Annotated in this window: 10 protein-coding genes; 6 read left to right on the top strand and 4 right to left on the bottom strand. The window is 71.5% G+C overall.

Annotated features, from left to right (window positions below; translation table 11 throughout):
* Positions 1 to 220: 220 nt before the first annotated feature.
* On the top strand, positions 221 to 1354 hold the full coding sequence (gene cds1, locus M8J73_RS19830; RefSeq protein ID WP_055542925.1) for an L-cysteine desulfhydrase Cds1: 1134 nt from the start codon (positions 221 to 223) through the stop codon (positions 1352 to 1354).
* A gap of 163 nt (positions 1355 to 1517) precedes the next feature.
* Here the strand turns inward: cds1 and M8J73_RS19825 are convergent, their stop codons facing one another.
* Positions 1518 to 2345, bottom strand: a complete 828-nt coding sequence (locus tag M8J73_RS19825) for a DeoR/GlpR family DNA-binding transcription regulator (protein ID WP_055542926.1) — start codon at positions 2343 to 2345, stop codon at positions 1518 to 1520.
* 290 nt (positions 2346 to 2635) lie between these two features.
* Between M8J73_RS19825 and M8J73_RS19820 the strand changes: the two genes are divergently transcribed.
* On the top strand, positions 2636 to 5038 hold the full coding sequence (locus M8J73_RS19820; RefSeq protein WP_372503981.1) for a hypothetical protein: 2403 nt from the start codon (positions 2636 to 2638) through the stop codon (positions 5036 to 5038).
* Positions 5039 to 5045: 7 nt separating this feature from the next.
* Here M8J73_RS19820 and M8J73_RS19815 read toward each other — a convergent pair whose 3' ends face one another.
* From M8J73_RS19815 to M8J73_RS19805, 3 genes are all read right to left on the bottom strand, one after another.
* Positions 5046 to 5894, bottom strand: a complete 849-nt coding sequence (locus tag M8J73_RS19815; RefSeq protein ID WP_055543425.1) for a hypothetical protein — start codon at positions 5892 to 5894, stop codon at positions 5046 to 5048.
* 89 nt (positions 5895 to 5983) lie between these two features.
* Positions 5984 to 8668 carry a right-handed parallel beta-helix repeat-containing protein gene (locus M8J73_RS19810; RefSeq protein WP_249828880.1) on the bottom strand — a complete coding sequence of 895 codons (2685 nt, stop codon included), beginning with the start codon at positions 8666 to 8668 and terminating at the stop codon, positions 5984 to 5986.
* A complete protein-coding gene (locus M8J73_RS19805; RefSeq protein WP_157873153.1) occupies positions 8665 to 20700 on the bottom strand; it encodes an RHS repeat domain-containing protein in 12036 nt (4011 codons plus the stop codon). Before M8J73_RS19805 ends, M8J73_RS19810 begins: the two co-directional genes overlap by 4 nt.
* Before the next feature lie 241 nt (positions 20701 to 20941).
* Here M8J73_RS19805 and M8J73_RS19800 point away from each other — a divergent pair, with 241 nt between their 5' ends.
* The 4 genes from M8J73_RS19800 to M8J73_RS19785 all read left to right on the top strand — a co-directional run bounded on the left by M8J73_RS19800 (position 20942) and on the right by M8J73_RS19785 (position 25376).
* Positions 20942 to 22795 carry a coiled-coil domain-containing protein gene (locus M8J73_RS19800; RefSeq protein ID WP_055539153.1) on the top strand — a complete coding sequence of 618 codons (1854 nt, stop codon included), beginning with the start codon at positions 20942 to 20944 and terminating at the stop codon, positions 22793 to 22795.
* 172 nt (positions 22796 to 22967) lie between these two features.
* Positions 22968 to 23270 (top strand): hypothetical protein, encoded by a 303-nt coding sequence (locus M8J73_RS19795; protein ID WP_055539154.1) that lies wholly within the window; start codon positions 22968 to 22970, stop codon positions 23268 to 23270.
* Positions 23271 to 23538: 268 nt separating this feature from the next.
* Positions 23539 to 24108, top strand: a complete 570-nt coding sequence (locus M8J73_RS19790; RefSeq protein WP_055539155.1) for a sigma-70 family RNA polymerase sigma factor — start codon at positions 23539 to 23541, stop codon at positions 24106 to 24108.
* Complete coding sequence (locus M8J73_RS19785) at positions 24105 to 25376, top strand: hypothetical protein (protein ID WP_055539156.1); 1272 nt, start codon at positions 24105 to 24107, stop codon at positions 25374 to 25376. The genes M8J73_RS19790 and M8J73_RS19785 overlap by 4 nt, the downstream gene beginning before the upstream one ends.
* Positions 25377 to 25382 lie beyond the last annotated feature (6 nt).

The raw sequence follows: 25382 nt of genomic DNA, 5'->3' as shown, positions 1-25382 counted from the left end.
GTCCCCGCCGTCGAGCACCAGTGCGCACGGTTGGTCGGGGGCGGGGTTCCGGCGCACGCGCGGCATGCGCCCCCCATGCGCCCCGCGCATTGCCGCCACAGGAGTGTCTTTGGGTTGCTCAAAGGCATGTTTATGCAGGTGAGAAGCGTGCGGAAGGTGTTTATCATCGGGACGTCCGACGCCGCGGCACGCCGTCGGCGCACCCTGTGAGGAGCACGCCGTGAGCACCCCCCAGACCCCTCGCCCTGGCGCGACCCTCGACGTCGACCACAGCGACCCCGACTACCGGACCTGGCTCAAAGAAGCGGTCCGCCGGGTCCAGGCCGACGCCAACCGCTCCGCCGACACCCATCTGCTGCGCTTCCCCCTACCCGAGAAGTGGGGGATCGACCTGTATCTCAAGGACGAGTCGACCCACCCGACGGGCAGCCTCAAGCACCGCCTGGCCCGATCCCTCTTCCTCTACGGCCTGTGCAACGGCTGGATCCGGCCGGGCCGCCCCGTCATCGAGGCGTCCAGCGGCTCCACCGCCGTCTCGGAGGCGTACTTCGCCAAGCTGATCGGCGTCCCGTTCATCGCCGTCATGCCGCGCACGACCAGCGCCGAGAAGATCCGCCTCATCGAGTTCCACGGCGGTCGCTGCCACTTCGTGGACGACTCACGGAAGATGTACGAGGAGTCGGCCCGCCTCGCGGTGGAGACCGGCGGCCACTACATGGACCAGTTCACCTACGCCGAGCGGGCCACGGACTGGCGAGGCAACAACAACATCGCCGAATCCGTCTTCCGCCAGCTGGAGTTGGAGCGCTTCCCCGAGCCCACCTGGATCGTCGCCACCGCCGGCACCGGCGGCACCTCCGCGACCATCGCGCGCTACGTCCACTACATGCAGTACGACACGCGCATCTGTGTCGCCGACCCCGAGAACTCCTGTTTCTTCGAGGGCTGGACCACCGGCGACCCGGACGTCACCTGCGACTGCGGTTCCCGTATCGAGGGCATCGGCCGCCCCCGTATGGAGCCCAGCTTCGTCCCCGGCGCCATCGACCGCATGATGAAGGTCCCCGACGCGGCCAGTGTCGCCGCCGTACGGGCCCTGGAGCAGGCCATCGGCCGCAAGGCGGGCGGCTCCACCGGGACGGGCCTGTGGAGCGCCCTCAAGATCATCGCCGAGATGGTGGCGGAGGGGAGCCGGGGCAGCGTCGTCACGCTCCTGTGCGACCCCGGCGACCGCTACCTCGACAAGTACTACTCCGACACCTGGCTGAAGGAGCAGGGCCTGGACATCGCCCCGTACGCGGCGGCCATCGATTCGCTTCTGGTGACGGGGGTGTGGGCGGCGCCCCCGCGGTGACGGGGGTCGCCGTACGGCCGGTGCGGTCGTCTCGCGGTACGAGAGGCGCCGGCGCCCGGACGGGGCCGGTGCCCATGGTGGGCCGGCGCCCGGACGCGACCGGCGTCGAGACGGTGCCGGGGGTCAGGACAGGAATCGCGCCCGTCAGGGACCCGTGTCCTCGTCAGAGGTCGCTGTCCTCGTCCTCGCCGGCCACCACCAGCCGCCGCAGGTGCTCGGAGATCTCCGCCCGCGCCTGCGCGGCCAGCCCCGCGTCCGTCACCAGGGTGTCCACCTGGTCCAGCGCGGCGAACGAACTCAGGCCCACCGTCCCCCACTTGGTGTGGTCGGCCACGACGACGACCCGCCGTGCCGACTGCACGAGCCGGCGGTTGGTCTCGGCCTCCGCCAGGTTCGGCGTGGACAGGCCCGCCTCGACCGATATCCCGTGCACTCCGAGGAACAGCACATCGAAGTGGAGCGCCGCGATCGCCTGATCGGCCACCGGCCCCACGAGCGAGTCGGACGGGGTCCGCACCCCGCCGGTGAGCACGACGGTCGCCGCCCCCTGCCGGGGACCCGCCGTGCGCTGCGCGGCATGGAAGACGTCCGCGACCCGCACCGAGTTCGTGACCACGGTCAGATCCGGCACGTCCACGAGCCGGTGCGCGAGCGCGTAGGTCGTCGTACCGCCCGACAGGGCGATCGCCGAACCCGGCGCCACCAGCTCGGCGGCGGCCCGCGCGATGTCCTCCTTGGCGCTCAGCTCCAGCCCGGACTTCGCCTCGAAACCCGGCTCGTGCGTACTCGCCTCGGCCACCGGGACCGCGCCGCCGTGCACCTTCTCCACGGCGCCCTGGCGGGCCAGCGCGTCCAGGTCGCGACGGACCGTCATGTCCGAGACGCCCAGCTTCCGCGTCAACTCGTTGACCCGGACCCCGCCCCTGCGGCGCACCTCGTCGAGGATCAGGGCACGCCGCTGCTCCGCGAGGAGGTTCTGATTCTCACTCACGCTCGCTCCGGTCCTTTCGCCCCATCACGCCCGACACGCTCCCATACCCCCTCCGAAGCGGACATTCACCCGCCCCCGGTCCCGAGGACGTCCCATATTCGCACGCCATACCACTGGTCGCGCCACCACCCGCACGCGCACGAACAGCCCGTATCGCGTTTCCGCGCCCGTCACTATCACACGGATCGGGGAGATTCGGTGACCACAGGTGTACGAGGACCACTTTGCGGCGATCATCTGTACCTGCACATGACACATGCCTTGCGGCGCATCATGGGGGAAGCGGACCAGTGGACCGTGCGACGGAGCACGCCGAGTACGGAGAACGCCCCGGACGGTCCGAGACGGGCGGGCGCGAGGCCACCGGCCGCGGCGGCACCGACGACGGCACCGCCCTCGAACTGCTCGTCCACGGAGTCGGCGGCACCACCCCCGAACGCATGCTGGACGATCCGCGCACCGTCCGCGTCACCGGCGACGACACGGCGGCCGTCTTCCGCCGCATCGACGACGCCGACGCCGAGGCCCGCCCCGCCGACCACCGCGGCGGACCCGTGCCCGAGGCCTACGTCTGGTGCAACCTCACCTCCGGCAACGGCTCCCGCGCCCTGTGGCTGTTGCTGCTGCCGTTCATGGTCGTCAACCTCGCCCACTGGATGCGCCCCACCGCCCGCCACAGACGGCGGACCATACGACTGCACGGCCTCCTGGTCCGCCTCACCGGTCTGACCCTGACCGTGCTGCTCGTGGCCGCGGCCTGCGAGGTCGCCCTCGACCTGACCGCCTGGCAGTGCGCGGGCACCCGCGCGTGCGCCGAGGCGCACACCTGGCTCGGCTTCCTCTCCCCGGACCTCTCCCACCACGGCTGGTGGAGCAGCCCTGGCCGCCGCCTCGCCCTGGCCGCCGTGGTGCCCACCGCGCTGACCGTGCTCCTGTGGTACCTCTCCCACCGCACCTGGAGCGCGTACGAGTCGCAGCGCCCCATGGACCGCGCCGAGGTCCGCCCCACCGAGGACGACGTCGAGCCCGTCGCGCTCGGCCGCCCCGGCTTCTGGTACGGGCGCCGCCTCGTGGCCCGGCTGCGCGCCGCCCACACGGCGGCCGGGTTCCTGACGGTCGCGGCGGCCGTCGGGACGTCCGCCGCCCGTGAGGACCGCCGCCCCGGCGGCCCCGCCGTCCTGGAGCTCCTGGGGTGGCTGTTCAACGCGACGCTCGTGCTGCTCGCCGTGGTCGTGGTGTGGGTGGTGTGCCGCAGGGGCCGCTCCGAGAGGCGCCTCGACCGCGAACTCGACGGGCACCTCGTGCGCGGCCTGCCCACGGCCTCGATCGCGGTGCTCGTCCTCGCCCTGGTGTACGCGGGCTGGTCACGCCCCGGCTGGAGCTCGACGGGCCGGCTGCCGGGGGACCTGACCTTCGGCGGGATCACCCTGGTCCAGGGCCTCCTCGTCCTGGCCCTCGGTGTGGTCGCCCGCGTCCTGCACCGCTCCCGCCCCGACCCGCGGACCGCTCTGTACGGCCTCGGCGGCCCCGCCGTCGCGATGCTGGCCTGCGCCCTCGGTGGTGTCATGTCCGCCGGTGTCGCCCAGCGTGTCGCCGACTGGCTCGGCGGCACCGACGACGCCCTCCCCGGCCCGCCGATCCTCCTCACCTGGCAGGCCGCCGTCATCCCGCCCCTGCTGCTGGTGGTGGTGACCCTGCTCGTCTGGCTGGCCCGCCGCACCTGGGTCCTGCGGCGCGAGGAGACGGCGGCGGTGGAGGAGGAGTACGGCCTGGCCGAGTCCGTACGGCCGCGGGCGAGCGGCCAGGACGAGGAGCCCGAGCCCCGCGACGCCGCCCGGACCCTGCGTATCGCCCGCACCCGTGCCATGGCCGCCCTCACCGACCGCGCGCCCCGCGTCGTCGGCATCATCTCGACCGTGACCCTTCTGCTCGGCGCCGGAGCGCTGGTCGGCGCGTTCGCCACGGGGGAGACCCCGGCGCGGGCGGCACGTCACTCGTACGCCTTCGTCGCGGGCGCGGCCCAGACCGCGCAGGCGCTCGGGTCCTGGTTGATCGGCGTCGGCTTCCTGCTCTTCGTCACCTGGGGCCGCCGCGCCTACAAGGACGCCTCCGCGCGCCGCACCATCGGCATCCTCTGGGACGTCGGCACGTTCTGGCCGCGTGCCGCGCACCCCTTCGCCCCGCCCTGCTACGCCGAGCGCGCCGTGCCCGACCTCACCTGGCGGATGGCCACCTGGACGCGGACCACGGGCGGACGGCTGGTCATCTCGGGGCACTCCCAGGGCAGCGTCCTCGCGGCGGCCGCCGCCTGGCAGCTGACCCCGGCCGTCCGAAGCCGGGTCGCGCTGCTGACGTACGGCTCACCGCTGGAGCGGCTGTACGGACGGTGGTTCCCGGCCCACTTCGGCCCGGCGTCCCTGGCCTCCCTGCACCGCGAGGTCGACTGCTGGCGCAATCTGTACCGGCTCACCGACCCCATAGGCGGTCCCGTGCGGCTGCCGGGCCGGTGCGGGCCGGAGGTCGACGCCGAGCCGTTCAAGGACCCCCTCGCCTACGGCCGCACCGCCGACCATCCGCTGCCCGCCCCGATCCTCGGCCACTCCGACTACCAGGCGGACCCGGCCTTCGCCGCCGAGCGGCAGCGCCTGCTGGCCCGCATCGGCCCCGGGGTGCCGGGCCCCCGGGAGTGCTAGGGCCGGCTCAGAAACCGCCCTTGCGGTACTCGGTGGTCCCGGCGGTGGAGGTGGTGGTGACGTTGTAGCGGTCGCCGTCGGGGGCGCGATCACCCTGGTTGTGGTTGTACTGGAACCTGAAGATGTAGGTGCCGGGGTCGACCGTGACGCCCGGCTTCAGCGTCACCACGTAGTCCAGCTCGCCGCTCGCCGACGCGGAGGCCACCGACACCTTGTCCCCGAGGTTGGTCCAGGTGCCGGTGCTGGCCACGCCTCCGGTCTGCGCGATCTTGACGACCACTTTCAGGCTCTTGAGCGCCTTAGTGGTCTGCACGGTGACGGTGCTCTGGTCCCAGTAGGGATTGGAGTCGCCCTCCACGGCGCCGTCGGACCAGAGATAGCTGGTCGACGTCTGCCGCGTCGGGGCTGTCGACCGGGGCGGGGAGGTCCGTGTCGTCCCCGCCCCGCTGCCGTCGTCCGCCCCGCCGGATCCGTGGGAGCCGTCGGAGCCGGCGTTCCCGCCGCCCGGGGCGGGGACATAGACCACCGCCGGGCCGTCGTCCCGTTCCTTGTGCGCGGGCGCGGGCGCGGCCGAGGCCGCGGTCGGTGTACGGCTGTCGGCAGGGGGCTTGTCCTTCGCGGCGTCCTTCTTCTCGGCCGCCGTGGTCACCTTGCTGTCCCCGCCACCGGTGAAGTCGATCTGGGAGACGAGCGCGGTGGCACCCGTGATCACCAGGACCATGGCCGCGAAACCCCCGACGGTGCTCCAGACCCTGCGGCCGGGCAGGAAGCCGCGCAGCGGGGTACGCGTCCTGCGGGCGAACACGTCGGCGAACGCGCCGTCCGAGCGGCTGGGTCGAACGGGGGTGTGCGGCATGGGACGGGTCCTTTTCCAGGGGGGTGGGCCTGACCGGAGGGGCCTGGCAGGGGCGGGTGGGGTTTCACAGCGGCGCGCTACCGGAGGCGCTACGGGACGTCTTCCGGTGTGAGGGTCATCAGATCCGACTCCGAGACGTCTGACAGCTCGGCGACGCGGTATGCCTGACGCTCCGTCATCGCCTGGAACAGCTGGCGGGCCGCGCGACCGTTGCCGAATCCGCGCTCCCTGGGCAGCGTGTCGAAGTGGGCCGTCAGGGCTTCGCGGGCGGTCGACGTGAGCTGGTACTGGTGTTGGGCGGCCTGGTGCTCCACGATGCTGACCAGCTCGGCGGAGCCGTAGTCCTCGAAGAGCAGCGTGCGGTTGAAGCGTGAGGCCAGACCGGGGTTGGAGCGGACGAAGACCTCCATCTCCCGTGGGTATCCGGCGACGATCACCACCACGTCGTCGCGGTGGTCCTCCATCAGCTTCAGCAGGGTGGCGATGGCCTCCTGACCGAAGTCGTTGGTGCCGGCGTACTGGGTGAGGGTGTAGGCCTCGTCGATGAAGAGGACGCCGCCCCGGGCCTGTTCGAAGACGCGCGTGGTCTTCGGACCGGTGTGGCCGACGTACTCGCCGACCAGGGCGGAGCGGTCGGCCTCGACCAGATGGCCACGGTCGAGGAGGCCGACGGCGGCGAGGATGCGGCCGTAGAGGCGGGCGACGGTGGTCTTGCCGGTGCCGGGGTTGCCGGTGAAGACCAGGTGGCGGCTGAGCGGGGGCGCGGCGAGGCCCATCTCCTCGCGGCGGCGCACGGTCCGCATCAGTTTCACCAGCGAGGACACGTCGTTCTTGACCTTGTCCAGACCTGCCAGTCCGTCGAGTTCGGCCAGCAGGTCTTCCAGGGTGTCCTCGGCGGGTGCCTCGGTCTCCCGCGCCCCGGTCGCCGCGGCCAGGTCGCCGCCCTCGGCGGACGCGAGCGTCTCGGCGCGGCCGGTGGGCAGGGCGGGGTGGGTCACGTCGTGTGAGACGCAGCCGTCGAACACCGGGCGGGCTCCCTTCTCCGCGGCGATGTCCTCCTCCACGTCCCGCACCACGCAGCCGCGCAGCACGGGCGCGCTGCCGGCCGCCAGGTGGACGGCCGGGAACGCCTCGCCGTCGTGACCGGCGCCGGCGAAGACGCACTCCTCGAAGGTGCCGCGCGCCTTCTCCCCGACGAACAGGCTGTTCTTGCCGGTGCGGGCCACGGTGACGGCCTTGACACGTGGTTCGGCCGCGGGGCCCAGGACCAGTCCGGAGCCGGTCGCGTCGCGCACCGTGCAGTCCTCGATGCTGGGGGTCGCGCCCTCGCCGATCACGAGGCCCGCGGTGCCGGTGCCGCTGATCCGGCAGTCCCTCAGTACGGCCGAGGTGCCGGTGCCGCAGGTGATGCCGGCACGTTCGGGCTGGGTGACGTCGCATTCCTCCAGGACGACCGTGCCGCTGGAGTCGGCGTTGATCCCGGTGCGGCCGCCCCGCACGGCCAGTCCGCGCACCCGGGCGGCCGCCGCCGAGTCGATCTGGAGGCCGGAGAGTCCGCAGTCGCTGATGCGCACGTCTTCGAGGGTGAGTTCGGCCCGGTCGGTGGCGCGGACGCCGTGTTCCGGGGTGGCGCCGATCCGGCAGTCGGTCAGCGACAGCCGGGAGTCGTCGCAGGCGTGGACGGTGCTGAAACCGCAGTCCGTCACGTCGCTCGACGCCAGGGTCACCTGCGAACGGCCGCCCGCCAGCAGGCCGTTGGCCCGGCTGCCGTGCACCGAAGTGCCCGCCGCGGACAGCCTGGCGTTGCCCCGGGCCACCAGGCACGAGCCGTGCGGTCGGTCCACCCGGCAGTCGACCAGTTCGACCGTGCTGTCGTCGTCGGCGCTCACGCCCGCCCCGGAGCCGCCCCGTATCCCGGTGGTCAGGAGGAGAACGTCCCCGGTACCGGAGACGGCGACCCCGTCCGTGCCGGCCCGCAGCACCTGGCAGTCGGCGAGGACCACACCGCCCTCGGCGGCCTCGGGACGCCCCGGACCCCCCTCGGGGCGGCGGGAGCTGCCCAGCACCCGTACGCCTTCCGCGCCGGTCTCCTCCAGCCGGCAGTCCAGCACGGCCACGGATGCTTCGTCCTCCGTCAGCAGCCCGCTGCGGCCGGGGCCGGTGATCCGGCAGTCGCGGAGCACGGCCGCGGCCCGGCCCCGTACCCGGACCCCGGATCCGGTGACGTCCCGGACCGTCAGCCCGAGGAGGTCCGCCGTCGTGGCGGATCCCAGGACGACTCCGGTGCCGTCGATGTCCTCGACCAGCGTGTCGATCAGCTCGGTCCGGCCGGTGGTGTTCGCGTGCACCCCGGCGAGTGCGGCACCGGAGACCCGGCAGGCGCGCAGCGCCAGTGAGGCGTCGCCGCCGGCCTCGATACGGCCGCCGGAGATCTCACAGCCGTCCAGCTCCAGACCGCCGGCCGCCACCAGTACCGCGGGCAGGGCCGGGTCCTGGCCGGTCAGCGCGATTCCGTCGACGCGGACGTCCGGTGCGGTGATCTCCAGGACGGGTCGGCCGGGGTCGGCCGCCAACAGCCGTACGGCGTGGTCCGGCCCGTCGTCCGGCAGCAGGCTCACCGAGCGGTCCAGGACCAGCACCTCGACGTAGTCGCCGGGGGCGATGCGGATCTCGTCGCCGTCGGCCGCGGCGCGTACGGCGGCGGTGATGCTGCGGTGGGCGCCGCGGCCCTTGGGGGCGACCCGGTGCACGGCAGGGAGGGCGGTGGCGGTCACGGGAGCTCCAATCCCTCGACGGGTGCGTCGGGTTGATCGGCAGGGGGCTGCGGGGCCGGCGCGGGCGGTGGCGCCGCGGGGACGGTGACCGGCTTGGGGAAGGCCCGGCCGGGCGACGGCAGGTGGTTCCCGTTCAGGCTGTCCGCCTGGGCGATCTGGAAAGCGATGTACTTGGACAGCGCGGACTCCACCCAGTTCATCCCCAGTTCGCCGAGGCCGCCCTTGTGGAAGACCCGGGCGCCGGTGGCCAGGTGCCAGGCGTTGCGGGCCAGGCCGGTGCTCACCCCGCCGAACAGCGAGCCCGCGGCGCCCCACATGCCGGCCCGCAGCGCGTCGGCGCCCTGGATCTCGTTGCCGTTGACCCCGAACACGGCCGAGCTGATGGCGGTGCTGACGAAGCCGCTGAGCGCGCCGGTGGCGAGGCCCACGGTGTTGGCGTAGGTGGCGGTGCGCCAGCGGGTGGGCTTCTCGAAGGCGGTCCAGTCGGTGGCCCAGTCGTCGGTGAGACCGGCCATCGACTGCTTGGGGTGCGCGGCCCAGTCGAGTTGGCCCATGGTGGTCTTGAGGTACCCGAGCCGGGTGTGGTTGTACAGGATGTTGAGCCCGCCGCCGAAGGTGCCGCCGACCGCGCCGGAGAGCAGCGCCTTGAAGACGTCCTCCGGCTTGAGACTGCCGTTGTTGGTGAGCTCGGTGATCAGCAGGCCCGCGGTGAGGTCGGTGACGAACCCGGTGCTGAACGAGGTCAGGAAGCTGCGGAGCTCGCGCTGCCACAGGGGCATCTCGACGGACTCGCCGTTCCTGACCCCCTGGAACAGGCCGTGCCACGGGTCCTGGACCTCTCGCAGATAGCCGAGGGCCTCGATGTCGGCGCCGCGGTAGTCGGCCTCCCGGCCGATGAGCTGCCAGGCGCGGTCGCCGGGCAGGCCGACCTCGCCGCCGACCCTGGGCAGTACTCCGCCGAGGTAGTGGGGGATCACAGCGGGCCCCGCCATGCTCAACCGGCCGAAGGCGTCGGTCCGGTAGACCCGCCCGTCGAAGACGCGCTGCTCGACCAGGTGGCCGTTCTGGTACTCCCGCCACTGGCCCCACTGCTTGTCGACCTCGCGGTAGCGGACGGGATCGCCGTCCACCTTGACGCGCTCGCGGAAGACCTTGCCGAGGTCGTACTCCTTCCATGCCTCCCGGTCCACGCGGACCGTGCGGGGCGGCTCGAAGTGGCGCGCGGACTGTTCGAGCAGATCGCGCAGCGTCGTCGCACGGGTGACGTCGGCCGCGGGCGAGGCGGGCGGCTGCGACGTGACGATCTCGTACGCGTACTCGCGCACCCGGCCGCCGTCCCTGCTGCGGACCACCTGGTCGTCGATGAGGTCCCGCCAGCGGCCCTTCGCGACGTCGTCGTACACCCGGACGCCCTCGGAGTGGACCGTGCCGTCGGCGGCGGTCTTCGTCCACGTGTAGGTGCCGTCGGGCTGCCGCACCGCGTCGACCCAGGAGGCGCCGACGTCGGTGGCGTTGCGCTCGCGCACCACGTTGCCGAGCCGGTCGAGGTCGACGAACGAGTCGTCCCAGGTGCGTGAGTAGAGCGAGCCGCGGTTCTGCTTGCGGATGCCCTCGTCCAGCACGGTGGCCGGGTTGTCGGAGTCGTACGACTTCCATGTCCAGTCGGTGCGGTAGGGGCTGCCGGACGACTCGACGTACACGTCGCCGACCGCATCCCGCCGACCGGTGACGTGCAGCAGCGAGTTCCGGTCGACCCAGACACCCGCGCGGTCGTTGTGGGCGAGGTCGTGCGGGGTCGGCGCGTCGAAGAGGTACTCGCGTGAGCCCGCGCCCTCGCTGCGCAGCCGGACGCGTTCGACACCGTCGCTGTCGGTGAAGACGTCCCGCCACTGTCCGAGGCCGTCGGCGTGCCGCGTGCCGGTCTCGCCGGTCTTCGTGTTCCGCCAGTGCAGCTCGTACGGGGCGCCTTCGCGGTACTCGGGAAGCGGCGCCCAGCGCGGGGCGTCATCGGCGCTGCGTCCGATCTCGATGACGCTGCCGTCGTCCAGCTTGCGGCTCTCCCGGACGACACGGCCGAACTCGTCGACGTCGACCCAGTTGGCGGCCGACGGGTTGAGCCGGACACCGGTCACCGTGGTGCCGTCGGCGGCGGTCTGGGTCCAGTGGCTCACGCGGTTCAGGGAGTCGCCCGCGAACAGGTCACCGAAGAAGTTGTCGAACGGGTTGCGGCCCGCCGCGCCCTTCCACAGGAAGGCGGGCGGGCGCATGTCGGCGAACCGCTCGACGAGCAGGCTGCCGCCGTCCGCCAGCGTCTCCAGGCTCTCGATCTGCGCGTTCGACGGGCCCTGACCGACATACGTGCCGGGGTCGATCCGGGTTCCGGCCGGGGCGTGGCCGGGCAGCAGGGAGTGCTCCTGATACATCCGGGACCCGTGCAGTCCGCCGAACGGCCAGGTCTGGCTGCGCCGTTGAGCCACCGTCTCCAGTCCCGTGGCGGGGTCGAGGAAGGTGTCCTCGAAGGCGACGTGGTTCGCGCTCCAGCGCCGGGTGCCGGAGAGCGCCTCCACGCCGTCCTTGTCGAAGCGCTGCCAGGTCCAGTGGCCGTCGGCGCCCTTCTCGGCGCGCACGAGGCCGCCGTCGAGGGCCTTGTGGTAGGTGCGCACGTCGGAGGTGTTGAGCAGACGCCAGGAACCGTCCGGCACGTCGTGGTACGTCCGCTGGTCCGGGTCCCCGATGCGCTCGCCGGACCGGACCCGGTTGCCCCCGTTGTCGAACTCGGTCCAGTGGGCGTGGCCGAAGCGGTCCCGGGCGATGTGCAGGGTGTTGCCGTTGTTCAGCACCTCGCGCTCGAACAGGGTGACCTTCCCGGGCTCCTTGCCGGTCAGCTTGAACTGCCCGGTGGGGGACGTCTCCAGCGTGGCGGTGTCGAAGCGGCTGGTGAACGGGGTGTTGTCGCCGTTGACGCGGACGCCCTTGCCGGTCACGTGGTCGATGGTCCAGTACGAGCCGGTGGGCTTGCCGCCGCTGCCGCGGATGGCGAAGGTCTCCTCCAGCAGCTTGCCGCCGCTCGCGTCGAAGACGGTCCGCTCCAGCGGTGGGGTGCCCGGCCCGGTGTGGATCAGGGCGATCCGGCCGTCGTCGAGCCGCTCCGCGCGCAGGGTCGGGGACGCGTTGCCCGACGGGTCGAGGACCCGGGGCGCCCCGTCCGGAGCGCCCGCCTCGAAGCGGAACACGCCCCCGTCGCCCACGAGTTGGACGTCCCTCAGGGCGAGCGCGCCCTCGGGGCCGTAGTGCCACTTCGTCGTGCCGGCGGCGTCGGTGACGGTGAAGCCGCCGCGCAGGTCGGCCGGGAGGGTCGGCTCGAGACGCGTGAGCGTGAACGCGTCGTCGGCCACGTGCGTGCCCACGAACTGGAAGGAGTCGGGGGTCCAACCGCCCTCGGCGGTACGGCCGGTGAGCCCGAGCCTGGTCCCGTCGAGCTCTGCCGGGCCGCCCCTGACGAACACCTCCCGGTGGAGCAGTTCGCGATTCGGGCCGAAGCCCGTGGTGAGGTCCGTCGGCGTGTGCGTGACGGTGAAGCGGCTGCCACCGGGGCCGCCGTGCGGGGTCGGCGTGACGGTGAAGTCGCCGTAGACGCGGCTGCCACCGCTCCGGAGGTCCTCCAGACGCGCGGCCAGGGGCAGGTTCTGGTACTCCCGCAGGACGGTGGCGGCGCCCTGCCGGATTCCCTCGTGGGCCTGCGCGGTCATCTGGCGGAGCTGGTCGTGGAGGAGCTCGGGCCGCAGCCCGGGGAACCTGTTCAGTGAGTCGGTGGCGTCGCCCGCGAGCTGCCGCACATGCAGGAGGTCCAGGTTCTGGACGGCGTGGGAGTCGGGTGCGGCATGCAGGAACTCCATGGCTGCGGAGATGGACGACAGGTCCGCCGCTGCCGCTTCACCGGGCAGGTCGGCCCGTATGCCCGATGCCTCGTCGAGGGTGCGGTCGAAGAGCTGGGAGAGGTCGGTGAGGCCCTCGTCCAGGAGGTCTTCCTCCGGGATGGAGGTGAGCGGGAAACGCTCGGACAACGGGTCGACCAGCCGGGTCGGCTGTGCGGCGCGCGCGCCCTCCGTGAACCGCAGGAAGCCCGAGCCGTCATGGGCCGGCAGGTCGCGGAAGACGACGGCCCCGGTCCGGTCGAAGTGGAAGCGACTGCCGGTGACGGTGTCGGTGAGGGTGAAGCCGCCGGGCAGCCGCCCGGCGAGCTCGCCCTCCGGGGCGGTCACCCGCAGCGACCTGACGGAACTGTCAGGACCGAGCAGATCGACCTGCGTGAACCCGCCTGCCTCGTTGTGGGTCGCCGAGACGCGCAGGCCGGAGGGGAGTCCCTCCCCGGTGAGCGCGGCCTCGCGGCCCAGGAAGGAGCCGTCCTGGGCGAAGGTCCACGTCGTGTTCCCGGTCGGGTCGGTGAGGGCGAACCCGCCGTCCGGGATCCGTTCGACCGTGAAGTCCGCGCCACGGACCGTTCCGTCCGCCGCCGGGGCACGGTCGAGGAGTTCGAGGCGGAACGAGCCCGGTGCCGTGTCGGTGGAGGGTACGCGCAGCATCCGTATCTCGAGGTCGGCGAGGTCGTCCGCGCCGGTCAGCCGGATCCCGGGCGTCCGTTCCAGGAGCCCGGTCCAGTGCTCGTCCAGTGCGCGCCAGGCCGCCCGGAGGTCGAGGTCGGGCGCGTCGCCTTGGCTCAGCCGGGTGAGCCACTGGTCGCCGTGTTCTCCGAGGGCGTCGGACAGGCGCCGGGCGGCTGCATCGTCCAGGCCGGGCAGGCGCGGAGCGGCACCGAGGGACACGTCGGTCACGTCGGGCATCGGACGCGCGCCGCCCGATGCCTCGTCCAGGGTGCGCTGGAAGATGCCGGCGAGGTCGTCCAGGCCCGAGGAGCCGCCCAGGTCATCGAGCCGGACGGGCGGGACGTCGGAGGCACCCTCCGTGAACCGCAGGAATCCGGAGCCGTCTCGGGCCGGCAGGTCGCGGAACGCGAGGTTGAGGTCGGCGTCGTAGTGGAAGCGGCTACCCGAGACGCTGTCGGTCAGGGTGAAGCCGCCCGGCAGACGGTCCTGAAGCGTCCGGTCGACGGTGGTGAGCGGGAAGGAATCGGTGACTTCGCGGGGACCGACCAGCCCCACGATCCTGGAGGTGATGCCGTCCGTCGTGGTCGTGGCCGTGTTCCTGAACCACAGCCCGGACGGCAGCCCCAGGTCGTGGTCGACGAGCGCCGTCTCCCGGGCGAGGAACTCGCCCCCGGCGCCGAACTCCCAGCGGGTGGTGCCGGCCGGGTCGGTGACGCGGAACGTGCCGCTGTCCAGGCGCTCCACCGTGAATCGCGGCTGCGGTCCCGTCCCGTGGGGTTCCGGGACGGCCCGCGTGACGTCCAGCAGGAACGTACCGGGCACGCCGTCGGCAGCGTCGCCGCCGACGATCCGGAACTCCAGCCCGGCCAGGTCGCCCGCGCCGGACAGCGGTACGTCCTGGAACTCGGTCAGGCGCGTGAGGGGCGGGCCGGCGGGCAGCGCGACGTCCGCCGCACGCGCGATGGCCGGTGCGTCGGCACCGGGCAGCTCGATCCTGGGCAGGTCGGCCGCGGCGCCGTCCAGGGGGTGGTGCTCGGGGAGGGAGTGCAGCGGGAACCGCTCGGACAGGGGGCCGCCGAAGTCGTCGACGGCCGTCAGCGGGCCGACGTTCGGGTCCGGCAGGGTCGTTCCGACCGTTTCCGGCACGGTCGTCCCGGCCGCGTCCACCCGTACCGGCGGGACGTCCGCGGCGAAGTCCACGAACCGGCCCGCGCGGTCGAAGACGAACCGGTCGCCGCTCGCCAGATCGGTCACCGCGAAGCCCCCGGCCGGCAGCCGCCCCGCCGCTTCACCACCCGGCAGCCGTACGACGGAGAAGGCCCCGTCGCCCAGCCCCGGCGCGGTCAGCCGGAGGCTCGGCACCAGGTCACCGCCCGGCCCTCGGGTGAGCGTCGTGACCAGCCGTGCGTCGGTCAGCGCACCACCCGCGTGGCCGGAGAGCCGCAGTTCCTCGGACAGTGGTGTGCCGTCGAGGTCGAACCGGGCGGTCCAAGCCCCGTCCGGCGTCCCCGCCTTCACACCGGTGACCACGCCGAGCGCGCCCCTGACCGGGTCGACCACCGCACCCGTACCGGCCAGCGGCATCCCGTCCGCACCGACCCACCGGGGCAGCGCGTCCGGACCCGGTGCGGCCTCGAACCGCAGGAAGCCGTCCGTCCCCGGAACCCGGTGGTCGCGGAACTGAAGAACCTCGTCCGCGCCGAACACCAGGCGCGCACCGCCCGTCTCGTCGGTGAGCCTGAAACCGCCCCCGTCCAGCGGAACCCGCTCCCATTCCACCCGCACGTGCGACGTCCCGGCGACCTGCTCCGGACGCAGGAGCACCGTCTCGGCGCGGGGCGCGGGCGCGTCGAAGCGGTCCAGCCGTGTCACGTTCGTCGTGAACGCGTCCCCTGCGCGGACGCCGCCGGCGAGCTCGTCGACGGACCCGCGGACCGCACCGCCGGCGGGAAGGATGTCGGCGAACACGATCACCTTGGCCTTGTCGCCGAACTCGTCGGCCAGTTCGTGCGCGAAGTGACCGTCCCGCACCAACACCTGGTTGATCTTGATCTGGGTGTTGACCGGGAACGTCACTTCCGCCTCGGCCAGGTTCTCCGACCCGAGCACGCGACCCGGATGCCCCTGCTCCGGCACGTCGAACTTCCAGATCAGGGCCTTGGAGTTGACGAAGTTGTGCGTGGTGGCACTGCCTGTGGTCGTGGACATGATCCCCGGCCAGGAGATGGTCCTCCCGACGTCGTGGTACCCACCCCCGGGATAGTGCCCCGGATCCAGGATCCCGTCGAACGACGAGAAGATCTGCCAGCTGTCGCCGCGCACCACGGCGTTGCCCGGGATCGCCGGGGACGGGAAGTCGTCCCACGCCCGATGGATGGATTTGATGCTGTCATGCCACCGGTGCAGGTCCTGCAAGTCCCAGGACTCCGTCACCTCCCGTGACGCGTACCCGCGTTCCGTGGCCACCCGCTTCCAGTTCTCCAGAACGTCGGCGGCCCGCTCCGAGAAGTCGAAACCCACATGTCGCACCTGTGCCGCCGTGTATCCCGCCTCCTCGAACGCGGCCAGCAGCGGATTGATCGACCGGTACCCCGAACTCAGGTACTTCCCGCCCTCCTGCAGATCCGCCTTCTTCAGCTGCTCGGCGGCCCTCTTCAGCTGTTCCGCCTCGAACACCTGGCGTGAGGCGGCGGCGTTGTCGAGGGTCGCCCACGCGCGATCGCTCGCGGATACCAGGGACACGGAGCCGTCGTCGGTGTTCCTGATCTTGTAGCGTCCGAAGGTCGCCTTGCCGTCGATGACCCAGTGCGAGGTGTCCCCGCCCGGTGCGTGGCGGACCACAGGGGTCCCGGCATCCAGTCCCGACCCCAACCCGTGCGTGCCGACGGGGGGCGGTGGAACCGGTGCCGTTCCCCCGATTCCTTTGCCGAGCGCCGGAACAGGGGGAGCGGAAGGAGCATGCGGAGCCGGGCGCACGGACGGCACCGGGGGAGGCCGCAGCGGTGCCGGCGGAGGCGGGGTCGCGGCGGTGACGGGAGCGGCCGGGACCGCCGGGCCGTCGAAGAGCACGTGCTTACCGGTCGGGCCGACCTCGCCGATGCGCGGAGCGCCGGAGTTCACGCCGTCGAGGCCGTGAGGTTCGACGAAGACGGGCTTCGCCTCGACGTCCGTCTTGAACGTGTCCGACAGACGGAGTTTGCCGGCGGCCTCGTCGAGACCACTGAGCGGGCCGGCCGACAGCGCGTCACCGATCCCGGAGGAGGCCCCCGCCCTGGGGTACGGGCCCTCCAGATAGCTCTTGGGAATGGTGCCCTTGACCAGCCATTCCTGGTCGCGGGTGGTGTTGAGCAGGACCCGGACATCCGCGACGAACTTGTTGGACTTGGCCGGATTGACGTCGTGGCTCTTGAGGAAGTTCAGGACGTCCTGCCGGGAGCTGTTCCCGCTGAGCGCGGAGGTGAAGTCCAGGCGTTTGCCGATGGTCCTCTCGATCTGGTCGGCGATCAGCCGCTGGAGGTCCTTGGCGGGGAGAATCCCCACGTCCGGCAGCCGTCCGGCCTTGATGTCCACGCCCAGCTTGTAGGCGTCGAGGCTGAACTCCATGTCGCCGTAGGTCTTGTGGTTGCCGATCTCGGCGAAGGAGGTGAACGGGCTGTTGCTCTTCCGCGTGGCGTTCTCCGCGCCGGCGACATGCTGGAACGCGGTCGTCCTTCCTTCCGGGTTGGCGGGGATCATGCCGACGTCCGGATCGAAGTACGACTTGCGCAGCCCCTTGAGGTCCTGCTGGACCATGTGGAAGTCGTCCTGCCGGACGAGCTTGATCCCACGCAGGTCCTCGAGCTCGACGCGGGACATGTAGAAGTCGTCCGACTTGAGGACCGGCTTCGGCAACTCCACCGGAGGCAGCCCGGAGCCGGAGGCGCGGCCCGCCGATTCCAGCGGGTTCGTGGCGGCGGTGAGTGGTGTGCTCGGTGCGGCCGGAATGTGCTTGAGGGAGTCGACCGTCGGATACGGGCCCTTCAGGTAGTTGGCGGGGATGGTGCCCTTGATCAGCCAGGTGTTGTCCCGGCGCACCTGCAACAGGGTCTTGATATCGGCGGTGACGTTGGCGGCCACCCGCTTGGCGACGCCGTTCTTGGCCAGGAACTCCTGGATCTCCTTGTTCCCGGTCGTGTGGGTGAACGTCGACGGGACTTCCAGGTCGGGCAGTCCGGTCTTGAACCGGATCTCGTCGAGGATCGCGTCCTGAACCTTCGAGGTGGACAGGATCTCGACGTTCCTGACGTTCTCGACCCCGGCGTTGATGTCGTTCCGGAGGGCGATCAGATCGAGGCCGATCTCCTGGTTTCCGTAACTCTTGACGATGCTGCCGGGCGGGGAGAAGGCCGTGAACGGGCTTTCCGCCTTGAACGCCTTGGCGTTGGCCGTCGTCACCGCCTGGACCGATGTGATGGTGCCGTCGATCTTGGCCGGTACGAGCCCCTCGGTGGTCAGGTGGCTCTTCATACCGGACTTGAGACTGGACGCCGCGAAGTCCATGTCCTGCCGCACCAGCCAATGGACCTGCGGCAGGACCGGTACGTCCACCTGCGCCGGAGCGGCGCCGTGGACCGTCGACGGGCCCGCCGGCGTCTCCGGGCGCATCGGGACGTCGACGCGCAGGGGCGCGCCGTCCGGGCCGAACCTGGTGACGATGCCGTCGGGGGCGGTGACGGTGAAGTGGCCGTCGACCATCGCCACCCTCACGTCCGGGACGATCCCGGCGTCCGTTCTGAGCACGTAGGTGATCCGCTCCCCGGGCTCCATCGTGATCCACTGCCCAGTGGGCCGCGCCAGGTCGTCCAGCAGCCGGAGTTCGCCGACGGGCAGGTGCGCCCCAGGACCGTCCAGGCGGACCATCATCACTGTGATGTTCTGGCGGACGGTGTCCAGGTTCATGCCGAGCCGGTCGAATGCGAGCCGCGCGTGGTTGAACTTCAACTCGGCCGCGCTCAGGTCCAGTTCGGCCTCGGCACGGTGCAGGGGCGACACGTGGGGCAGGTCGGTGACCTGGGCGAGCTTCTGGCCGGCCGTGTCGAGGTCGAGGGCGGCGTTCTGCGCCCTGACCCAGGCCTGGAAGCGGTCGGCGCCGGTCTTGCCGACGGCACCACCGGTGATGATCTCGCGCAGGGTGAGCGGGGGGAACCCGGGCTGCGCGGTGACCGGCTTGGGGGCGAGGTCGGTCTTCACCGGCCCCAGCCCCAGCAGCTCCCGTGCGCGGCCCAGCTCGCCCGGCCGGTCCGGGAGCAGCCGGGCCAGCTCGTCGAGCCTGAAGCCGAGGCCCGCCGGGGAGTCCACTCCGGTGAACTTCCCTGCCGGCGGGCCGGGGACCGGCTCGTCGGGGTCGAGGACGCGGACCGTCACCTCGCCCTTCAGCCTGACATGGACGTTCACCGGGTCCGTCTTGCCGATGCGCAGGATCACCCCGTCCGGTACGACGTCCACCAGGTCGATCTCGCCGTCGAGGATCTTGCGTACCTGGACGGTGGTCAGACCGCCGAACTTGCCGTCGATGCTGAAGGGCGCCAGCTCCGCCAGCTCGTCCATGGGCTTCAGCAGGCCGGTCCCGGTGCGGTCCATGCCAGTGAAGGCGTCCAGGTCCCGCAGCCGGGCGACCGCGCTCCGCGGCTGCTCCAGCAGAGGGGACCGGACGGCGGTGCCGGTCCCGGCCAACTCGTCGAGGTCGTCCAGGGCGTCGAGGGCGTTGCGGAACTGCGGGGACAGCAGCCCACCGGCATGCAGGTCGGCCACATCGACGGCGCCGCTCCGCAGCAGGGGGCCTGAGCGGGAGCCGAGGGCGTCCAGGTCCCTGAAGGCGGTCGGCTCCACGAGGTCGTCGAGCGTGCTGGAGAACCGGCCCGAGGGCATCCCGGTGAAGCGGGGCAGGGAGCCGGTGCTCGTCGAGCGCGCGAGCCCGGTCGGCGGGGGCATGAACTCGGTCAGCTCATCCACCGCGTCGTCCCAGGCCAGGGTGCCGGGCACGACCAGTTTGCCGCGTTCCCCGAGCGACTTCGCGGCGTCGGGGGTGCTCAGCCCTCGGCCGGTCCTCGCAGCCAGGTCGCCAACGGAGCCGACGGTCCTGCCGACGGCACCGCCGACCGAGGGCTTCCTGAGCAGGCCGCGTTCGAGGATGCCCATGCGCCAGGCACCCCGGAAGCCGTACTTGGCGAGTTCGGCGTAGCGGAGCGGCAGGAGCGCCGACAATGCGAAGTCGAAGGCCCGGCCCACGTTGGTGAGCGCGTAGACGCCCAGCCGTCGGCCCATCCCTCCGCCGACGAACGCGCTGGCCATGAAGAAGTCGCGGCGCAGCGCGAACCACCCCGACCGCATCACGCCCCTGGCGAAGCCGCCGGCCATCCGCATCGCGCCCATGAGGGCCCGGGGCGTGCCGGCGACGAGGCCGGGCAGCCGGGACATGCCGGTGACGAACATGCCGCTGCCGGTCCGGAACAGCTTCACCATTCCCTGGCCGGCCAGGGCGCCCAGCGTCCGGGGTGCCATCACGAGTCTGCCGGCCTGCATCACGAGACGGCCTGCCCCGGAGAGGGCCCTGCCGGCACCCTTCGCGCCGATACTGGCGCCGGCCTTGAGCATGCGCAGCAGTCCGCCGGCCGTGGTGAGGCCCTTGGTCGATGGGAAGAGCACGCCGAGGAAGGCGAGGCCGAGGCCGACGCCGTTGAGCTTGCCCTGGCGGTAGTCCACCAGCGCCTTGCCGAAGAGGACAGCGCTCAGGCCGAACGCCAGCAGCCCCAGCGGGCCCCCGACGATCATCGCCGCGATCGAGATCACGATCGTGACGATCTCCAGCGTCTTCCAGAGCCCCTCGACGATCCGCTGCTTGAGACTCTTCTTCGGCGGGGCGATGGGAGAGGAGACCATGTCGGCCGCGGTCCGAAGGGCGTCTTCAAGGATCGTGGCCTCGCCGGTGATGAAGTCGACCTCGGCCTCGACGTCGTTCTTCGCGGCGGTGAGTTCCGCGGGGGGCGGGGCGTTCTTCCCCACGAGGCCGGCCGGGGGGATCGCCACCGCGCCGCCCCGTTCCGCGGCGCGTTCGGCCCGGCCCTGGGCGTCCCGCAGGGCGTTCGCGTATCTGGCCGTGGCCGAGGCCGCGAGGTCGAAGGCGCTGTGGGCGTTCGCCATGAACTTCTTGAGTGACTGCTTCACATAGGTGCGCAGGGCGTCCGCCGTCTTCCCCTCGAAGCCGCCGTCCGACGCGGTGCGCAGCATGGTGTCGAGCCCGGCGTCGACATCGGCCGCAAGATCTCGAAGCAGGCGGAAATCCCGTGTGAAGCCGTCGAGGACACGAGGATTCCCGGCGACGGGATTTCCGCCGTACCCCACTTGATTCCAGTCGCCAGGGCTGGCCACAAGGTCCTCCAAGATGTCCACGGCGCAAGGGTCGGCCCTTTGCATGCGGATGACTTCCTGGTGACGTATTCAAGGGGATCAGCGGTTCAACGAAGTGACCGAAACCACATACCTGCTGGTCACTAAGGTCAGGGCCGAAATTCTTTTGAACCTTTCGGGTCCGCCAGTGCGTCTACAGGGCGGACACGATGTCACCGCTTGTTCGGCATCACGAACATCTCTGCCGCCTCGGCCCGAATGCCGGAAGAAAGGACGGAATTACGTGACCCGCGTTTCGATCGATTACGATCTGATGTACGCCCTCGCCCGTCAGATCTGGCATCTTCGCGATGAAATGGATGTCCCCTCGGGCGTGAAGCACAGCTTCGAGGCCGGTGACATCGGGCCCCGCCGGGACACGGCCGAGGCGCTGTCGGACTTCTCCAGCGCCTGGCAGAAGGCGTTCACCGAGGGCTGGCAGGTCATGACCGACCTCGGCAACCTGCTCGACGAGCTCGGCAAGGCCTTCTACGACTACGACGCGCAGACCGCGGCCGGCGCCGCGTCGATGGCGGCGGCCTACCAGCGGCAGAACGTGAAGTCGGCGAACGACGCCTACAAGCAGCGGCAGGACGCCCTCTACAAACAGGCCGAGGCCGCGAACGTGGAGCGGCGGCACAGACCCGGGCAGCTCTACCTGGAGCGACAGCAGGAGGCGTTGGAGAAGAAGCGGGCGGCTCTGCAGAAGGAGCAGGACGCCCAGGCGAAGCGCCAGGAGGACCTCACCAAGCGGCAGGAGGAGCTCCAGAAGCGGCAGGAGCCCTTGCGGCAGCGCCAGGACGAACTCACCCAGCGGCAACAGGAGCTGTGGCGGCGGCAGAAGGCCGAGCGCGCGGAACTGGAGGCGGGCTTCACGGCGAAGCAGGACGCCCTGGACAAGGAACGGGCGGCGCTCACCGCGGGGCGGCGACCTTCCCGCGAGCAGATGGACGAGCTGCGGCACAAACAGCAGGACCTCTGGCAGGAGCAGGACGCCGCGCAGCAGGCCCTGGAAGGCAAGCAGGCGGCGGAGCAGAACGCCCTGAACCAGGAGCGGGACGCCCTGCGGAAGAAGCAGGACGCCTTCACTCCCGAATGGGACGAGCTGGACAAGAAGCAGCACGACCTGTGGAAGGACCAGGCCGCGACCGAAGAGGCGCAGAAGCAGCTCGACAGGGACCAGGAACCGCTGACGCGGCGGGCCGAGGACATGCAGAAGGCCTACGCCGAGGAGCAGGAGGAGGTGGCGAGGAAACCGGCCTGGACCCCGGAGAGCGGCGAACCCAACCCGCTGCACATGAACCGCGAACTCGGTGGCGACGGCCCGGCGGAGACCCCACCGCCCCCTGTACCCACCACCTACGAGCGGGACGACGGCAACGGCCACACGAAGATCGAGTACAAGCTGAACGCCGACGGCGAGATCGAGGTCGACAAGAACGGCAACCCGGTCGAGACAACGACGACGATCACCAACGACAACGGGATGTCGTACACCGAGACCTACCGATCACTCCCTCGTGAGGGCGACTCCGTGACGACCACCCATCGCGCGGACGGCAGCGTCACCAAGGTCTACGTGGACGCGAACGACGAGTTCTACGGCAAGGGGTTCCAGAGGCGGTACGTCACCGACGAGAAGGGCAACACCCTCCAGGTCTGGCTCAAGGCGCCCGACGGCGACTGGACCCTGCAGAACGAAGCCAAACCGGAGGGGGCGGACGACCCCGATGCCGACCCGGTCGACGTCGGGCAGGCGCCACTGCAGTACCTGGAGCGGCCGCCCGCCTACCTGACCGTGGACAAGCCGATGGTCGACGCGACCGGGAAACCGGCCGACGGAGCCTTCGCGCCGGGCAAAACGACCTCCGACCTGCCCGGCGACGCCACGCGCACCGACTACACCAACCCTGACGGCTCCAGCCTGCACGTCGTCACCACGGACCAGAACCGCTACGTCGCCGACGGCAAGGGTGAGATCCAAGAGGTCTGGCAGAAGAACCGGGACGGCGACTGGTACCTGAAGGACTCCATCACCCAGCACGAGCGCTACGGCGACGAGCCACCTCTGGGAATGATCGGCGAGAACTGGCGCTGATCTCCCGCTGAAGGGCCGGACACCCGTCGGCCCTCACCCCCTGTACTCCCTGCGGGCGTCTCCCCCTGGCGCCCGCAGGGCCCCAAGGGCCCGCGTCCCCGGGCCCGGCAGTTCCCTCGCCAAGGCGTACGTCCAGTCGTGACCGGACTCGCCGCAACAGAAAGAGGACCCCATGTCCCGCAACGTCGTCGACCAGGAGTCGATCAACGCCACGGCCGCCAAGCTCAGCAACGCCGTCACCTCCACGCTGGTCCCCCAGCTGTCGTCCCTCCAGCGGGAGGTCGAGGCGCTGCTCAGCGACGGCCTGGTACTGGAGAAGAGTTCCCCCAAGCTCAAGGAGTCGTACGCCAACTTCAACACGTCCGTGACTCAGGCGGTGAACAACATCACCGAGTTCGCCAAGCAGTTCCAGTCGATCGGTACGGGCGTGAGCGACTTCGACCAGCAGGTCGCCAGCAGCATCCCCACATCGTAATGCCCAAGTAAAAGCGAACCAGGGCGAACGGGACATAGTGCTCGTTCGCCCTGGTTGCGTTCGCAAGTCAACACGTCACGTTCACCTAAAGGGGCTTGAAGCTCGCGGAAACCTCCATAGACTCGCCGCCATAAAGGGAGTTACTGCTTCCGCTTGTGATGGCGGCGTCATCTGAACTCTCGTAATCACTCCGCTCAGCACTCGCCGCGCCTGCGGCGCCCGAACGGACCGGCTCATGACCCCATGCCGGTTCTGGGGGAGGCACCACATGAGTACGCCCACCACCTGTCACGACGACGAGAGCTCACACAGACGCCAGGGGAGCGCTCCCACGAACGACGCGTCCTTCCGTGAGCTCTTCGAACGGCACCACGGTCCCTTGTTGCGCTACGTCTCCCGTCTGATGGGCGGCGACCGGCAGCGCGCCGAGGACTTCGTCCAGGAGACCCTGCTGCGCGCCTGGCTGAGCAGCGCGGACCAGCCGCCGGACTGGTCGCCCTGCCGGACCTGGCTGTTCCGCGTGGCGCACAACCTGGTGGTGGACTGGACGCGACGCGAGCAGACCCGCCCCGAGTGCCACCAGGAACTGCTGGAGTCGCACGCCGAGCCCGTCGACCCGATCGGCCAGGTGCTGCACCGCCGCTTCCTCGTGCACGCCCTCTCCCGCCTGTCCCTGCCGCACCGCGAGGTGCTCTTCTACGTCTACGTGCTGGGCTGGACCGGCCCGGATGCCGCGGACGTCCTGTCCATCCCCCCGGGCACGGTCAAGTCGCGCACGCATCACGCGATACGCGAGCTGCGCCGACGCCATCCCGAAGAGGCGCTGGTGGCCGCATGACGCCCACTCCGGCCCAGGGCCACCAGATCTCGCTTGCCAAGCCCGACTCGTCACTGGTGACGGCGCTGCTCGTCGCCGTCGCGGTGCTCCTGGTGCTGTTCCTGCTCCTACGGCACGTCGTGCGCAAGCGGGGCGGCTGGCGCCGCTTCCGGCGCGGCGTCGCCCGCGAACTCGCCCTGACCAGGCGGGCCTTCGGGGAGCCGCTGCGCGCCTTCCGGCGCCACCGACGCGGGGTACGGGCGCTCTCCCGCCACCTGTGCGACCCCCGGTCCGGTCTGCTCGTACGCCGACTGCTGGACGCGGCCGCAGCGGCGCTCGGCGATGTGCCCGGAGCCTTCGCCTACGGCCTGCGGACGGAGCCCGGATGGGCCGCCGTCCAGATCGCGGCCCGCAGGCTGCCCGATCCGCCGGCTCCGTGGGAGGTCGAGGACGAGCTCGGCGGGCAGTCCTGGTGTCTGAGCCTGGACGACGAGGAGTCGTTGCCGGACGCCACACCCCGCGCAGGGGCCCGGGTGCGGCCATTGCCGGTCGCCGTCGGCGTGGCGGACGACCTGTGTGTCCACCTCGACCTGGCCGCCGGGCCCCGGATGATCACCGTCGAGGGCGATGCCGCCACTCGCTCCCGCCTCCTCCAGGCCCTGGCCGCGCAATTGGACCGGCCGGGCAGCGGAGCCTCGGTCACCGTGGCGGACGGCGTCCACCCGCACTACCACGGCGAGCCGCTCGACTCCGTGCTGCGCCGGCTGGGGGACACGCCCTCCCCGGCGACGGGGGACGAAGCCGTCGCCGCCACCATCACGGTCGTCGTCTGCGCCGCCCCCACCCGGGAACAGGCCCGGCGGCTGAGCGCGCTCGCCGCCACCGGCACCGTCGTCTGTCTCGCCGACGGCCCGGCGGCCGGGCACAGCTGGGCGCTGCGCGTCAGCGGCCGCGGCCGGGTGACCGCCCCGGAACTCGACCTGTACGCGGACTCGGCCCCGCTGGTCAGGGCCGTCGCCGCAGCCGTCCGTGCGGACCGGCGCCGCGCACGCCGAGCGCCGGCGCGGCAGTCGCCCATCGAGTCGGCCGCCGAGCCGCGCAGGGAACCGGAGCAGCGGGCCTCCGGGACGGCCGAGCCGCCCGACAGCTCCCCGCTGTCCGAGCTCGTCGAGGAAGTCAGGTACCCGGCCATCGCTCCGGCCCGGACCGTCGCGGGTTCCGACCTCCTGTCCGAACCGGCCACCGCCCGGTCCCGTTCCGCCGAGGCGTCGTCCACCGGCGGGGAGTGACCCTCC

The organism is Streptomyces neyagawaensis, assembly GCF_023516595.1.
GTDB classification, from domain to species: Bacteria; Actinomycetota; Actinomycetes; order Streptomycetales; family Streptomycetaceae; genus Streptomyces; species Streptomyces neyagawaensis.
The sequence above is the reverse complement of the archived record's forward strand: the minus strand, read 5'-3'. Positions and strand labels throughout refer to the sequence as shown.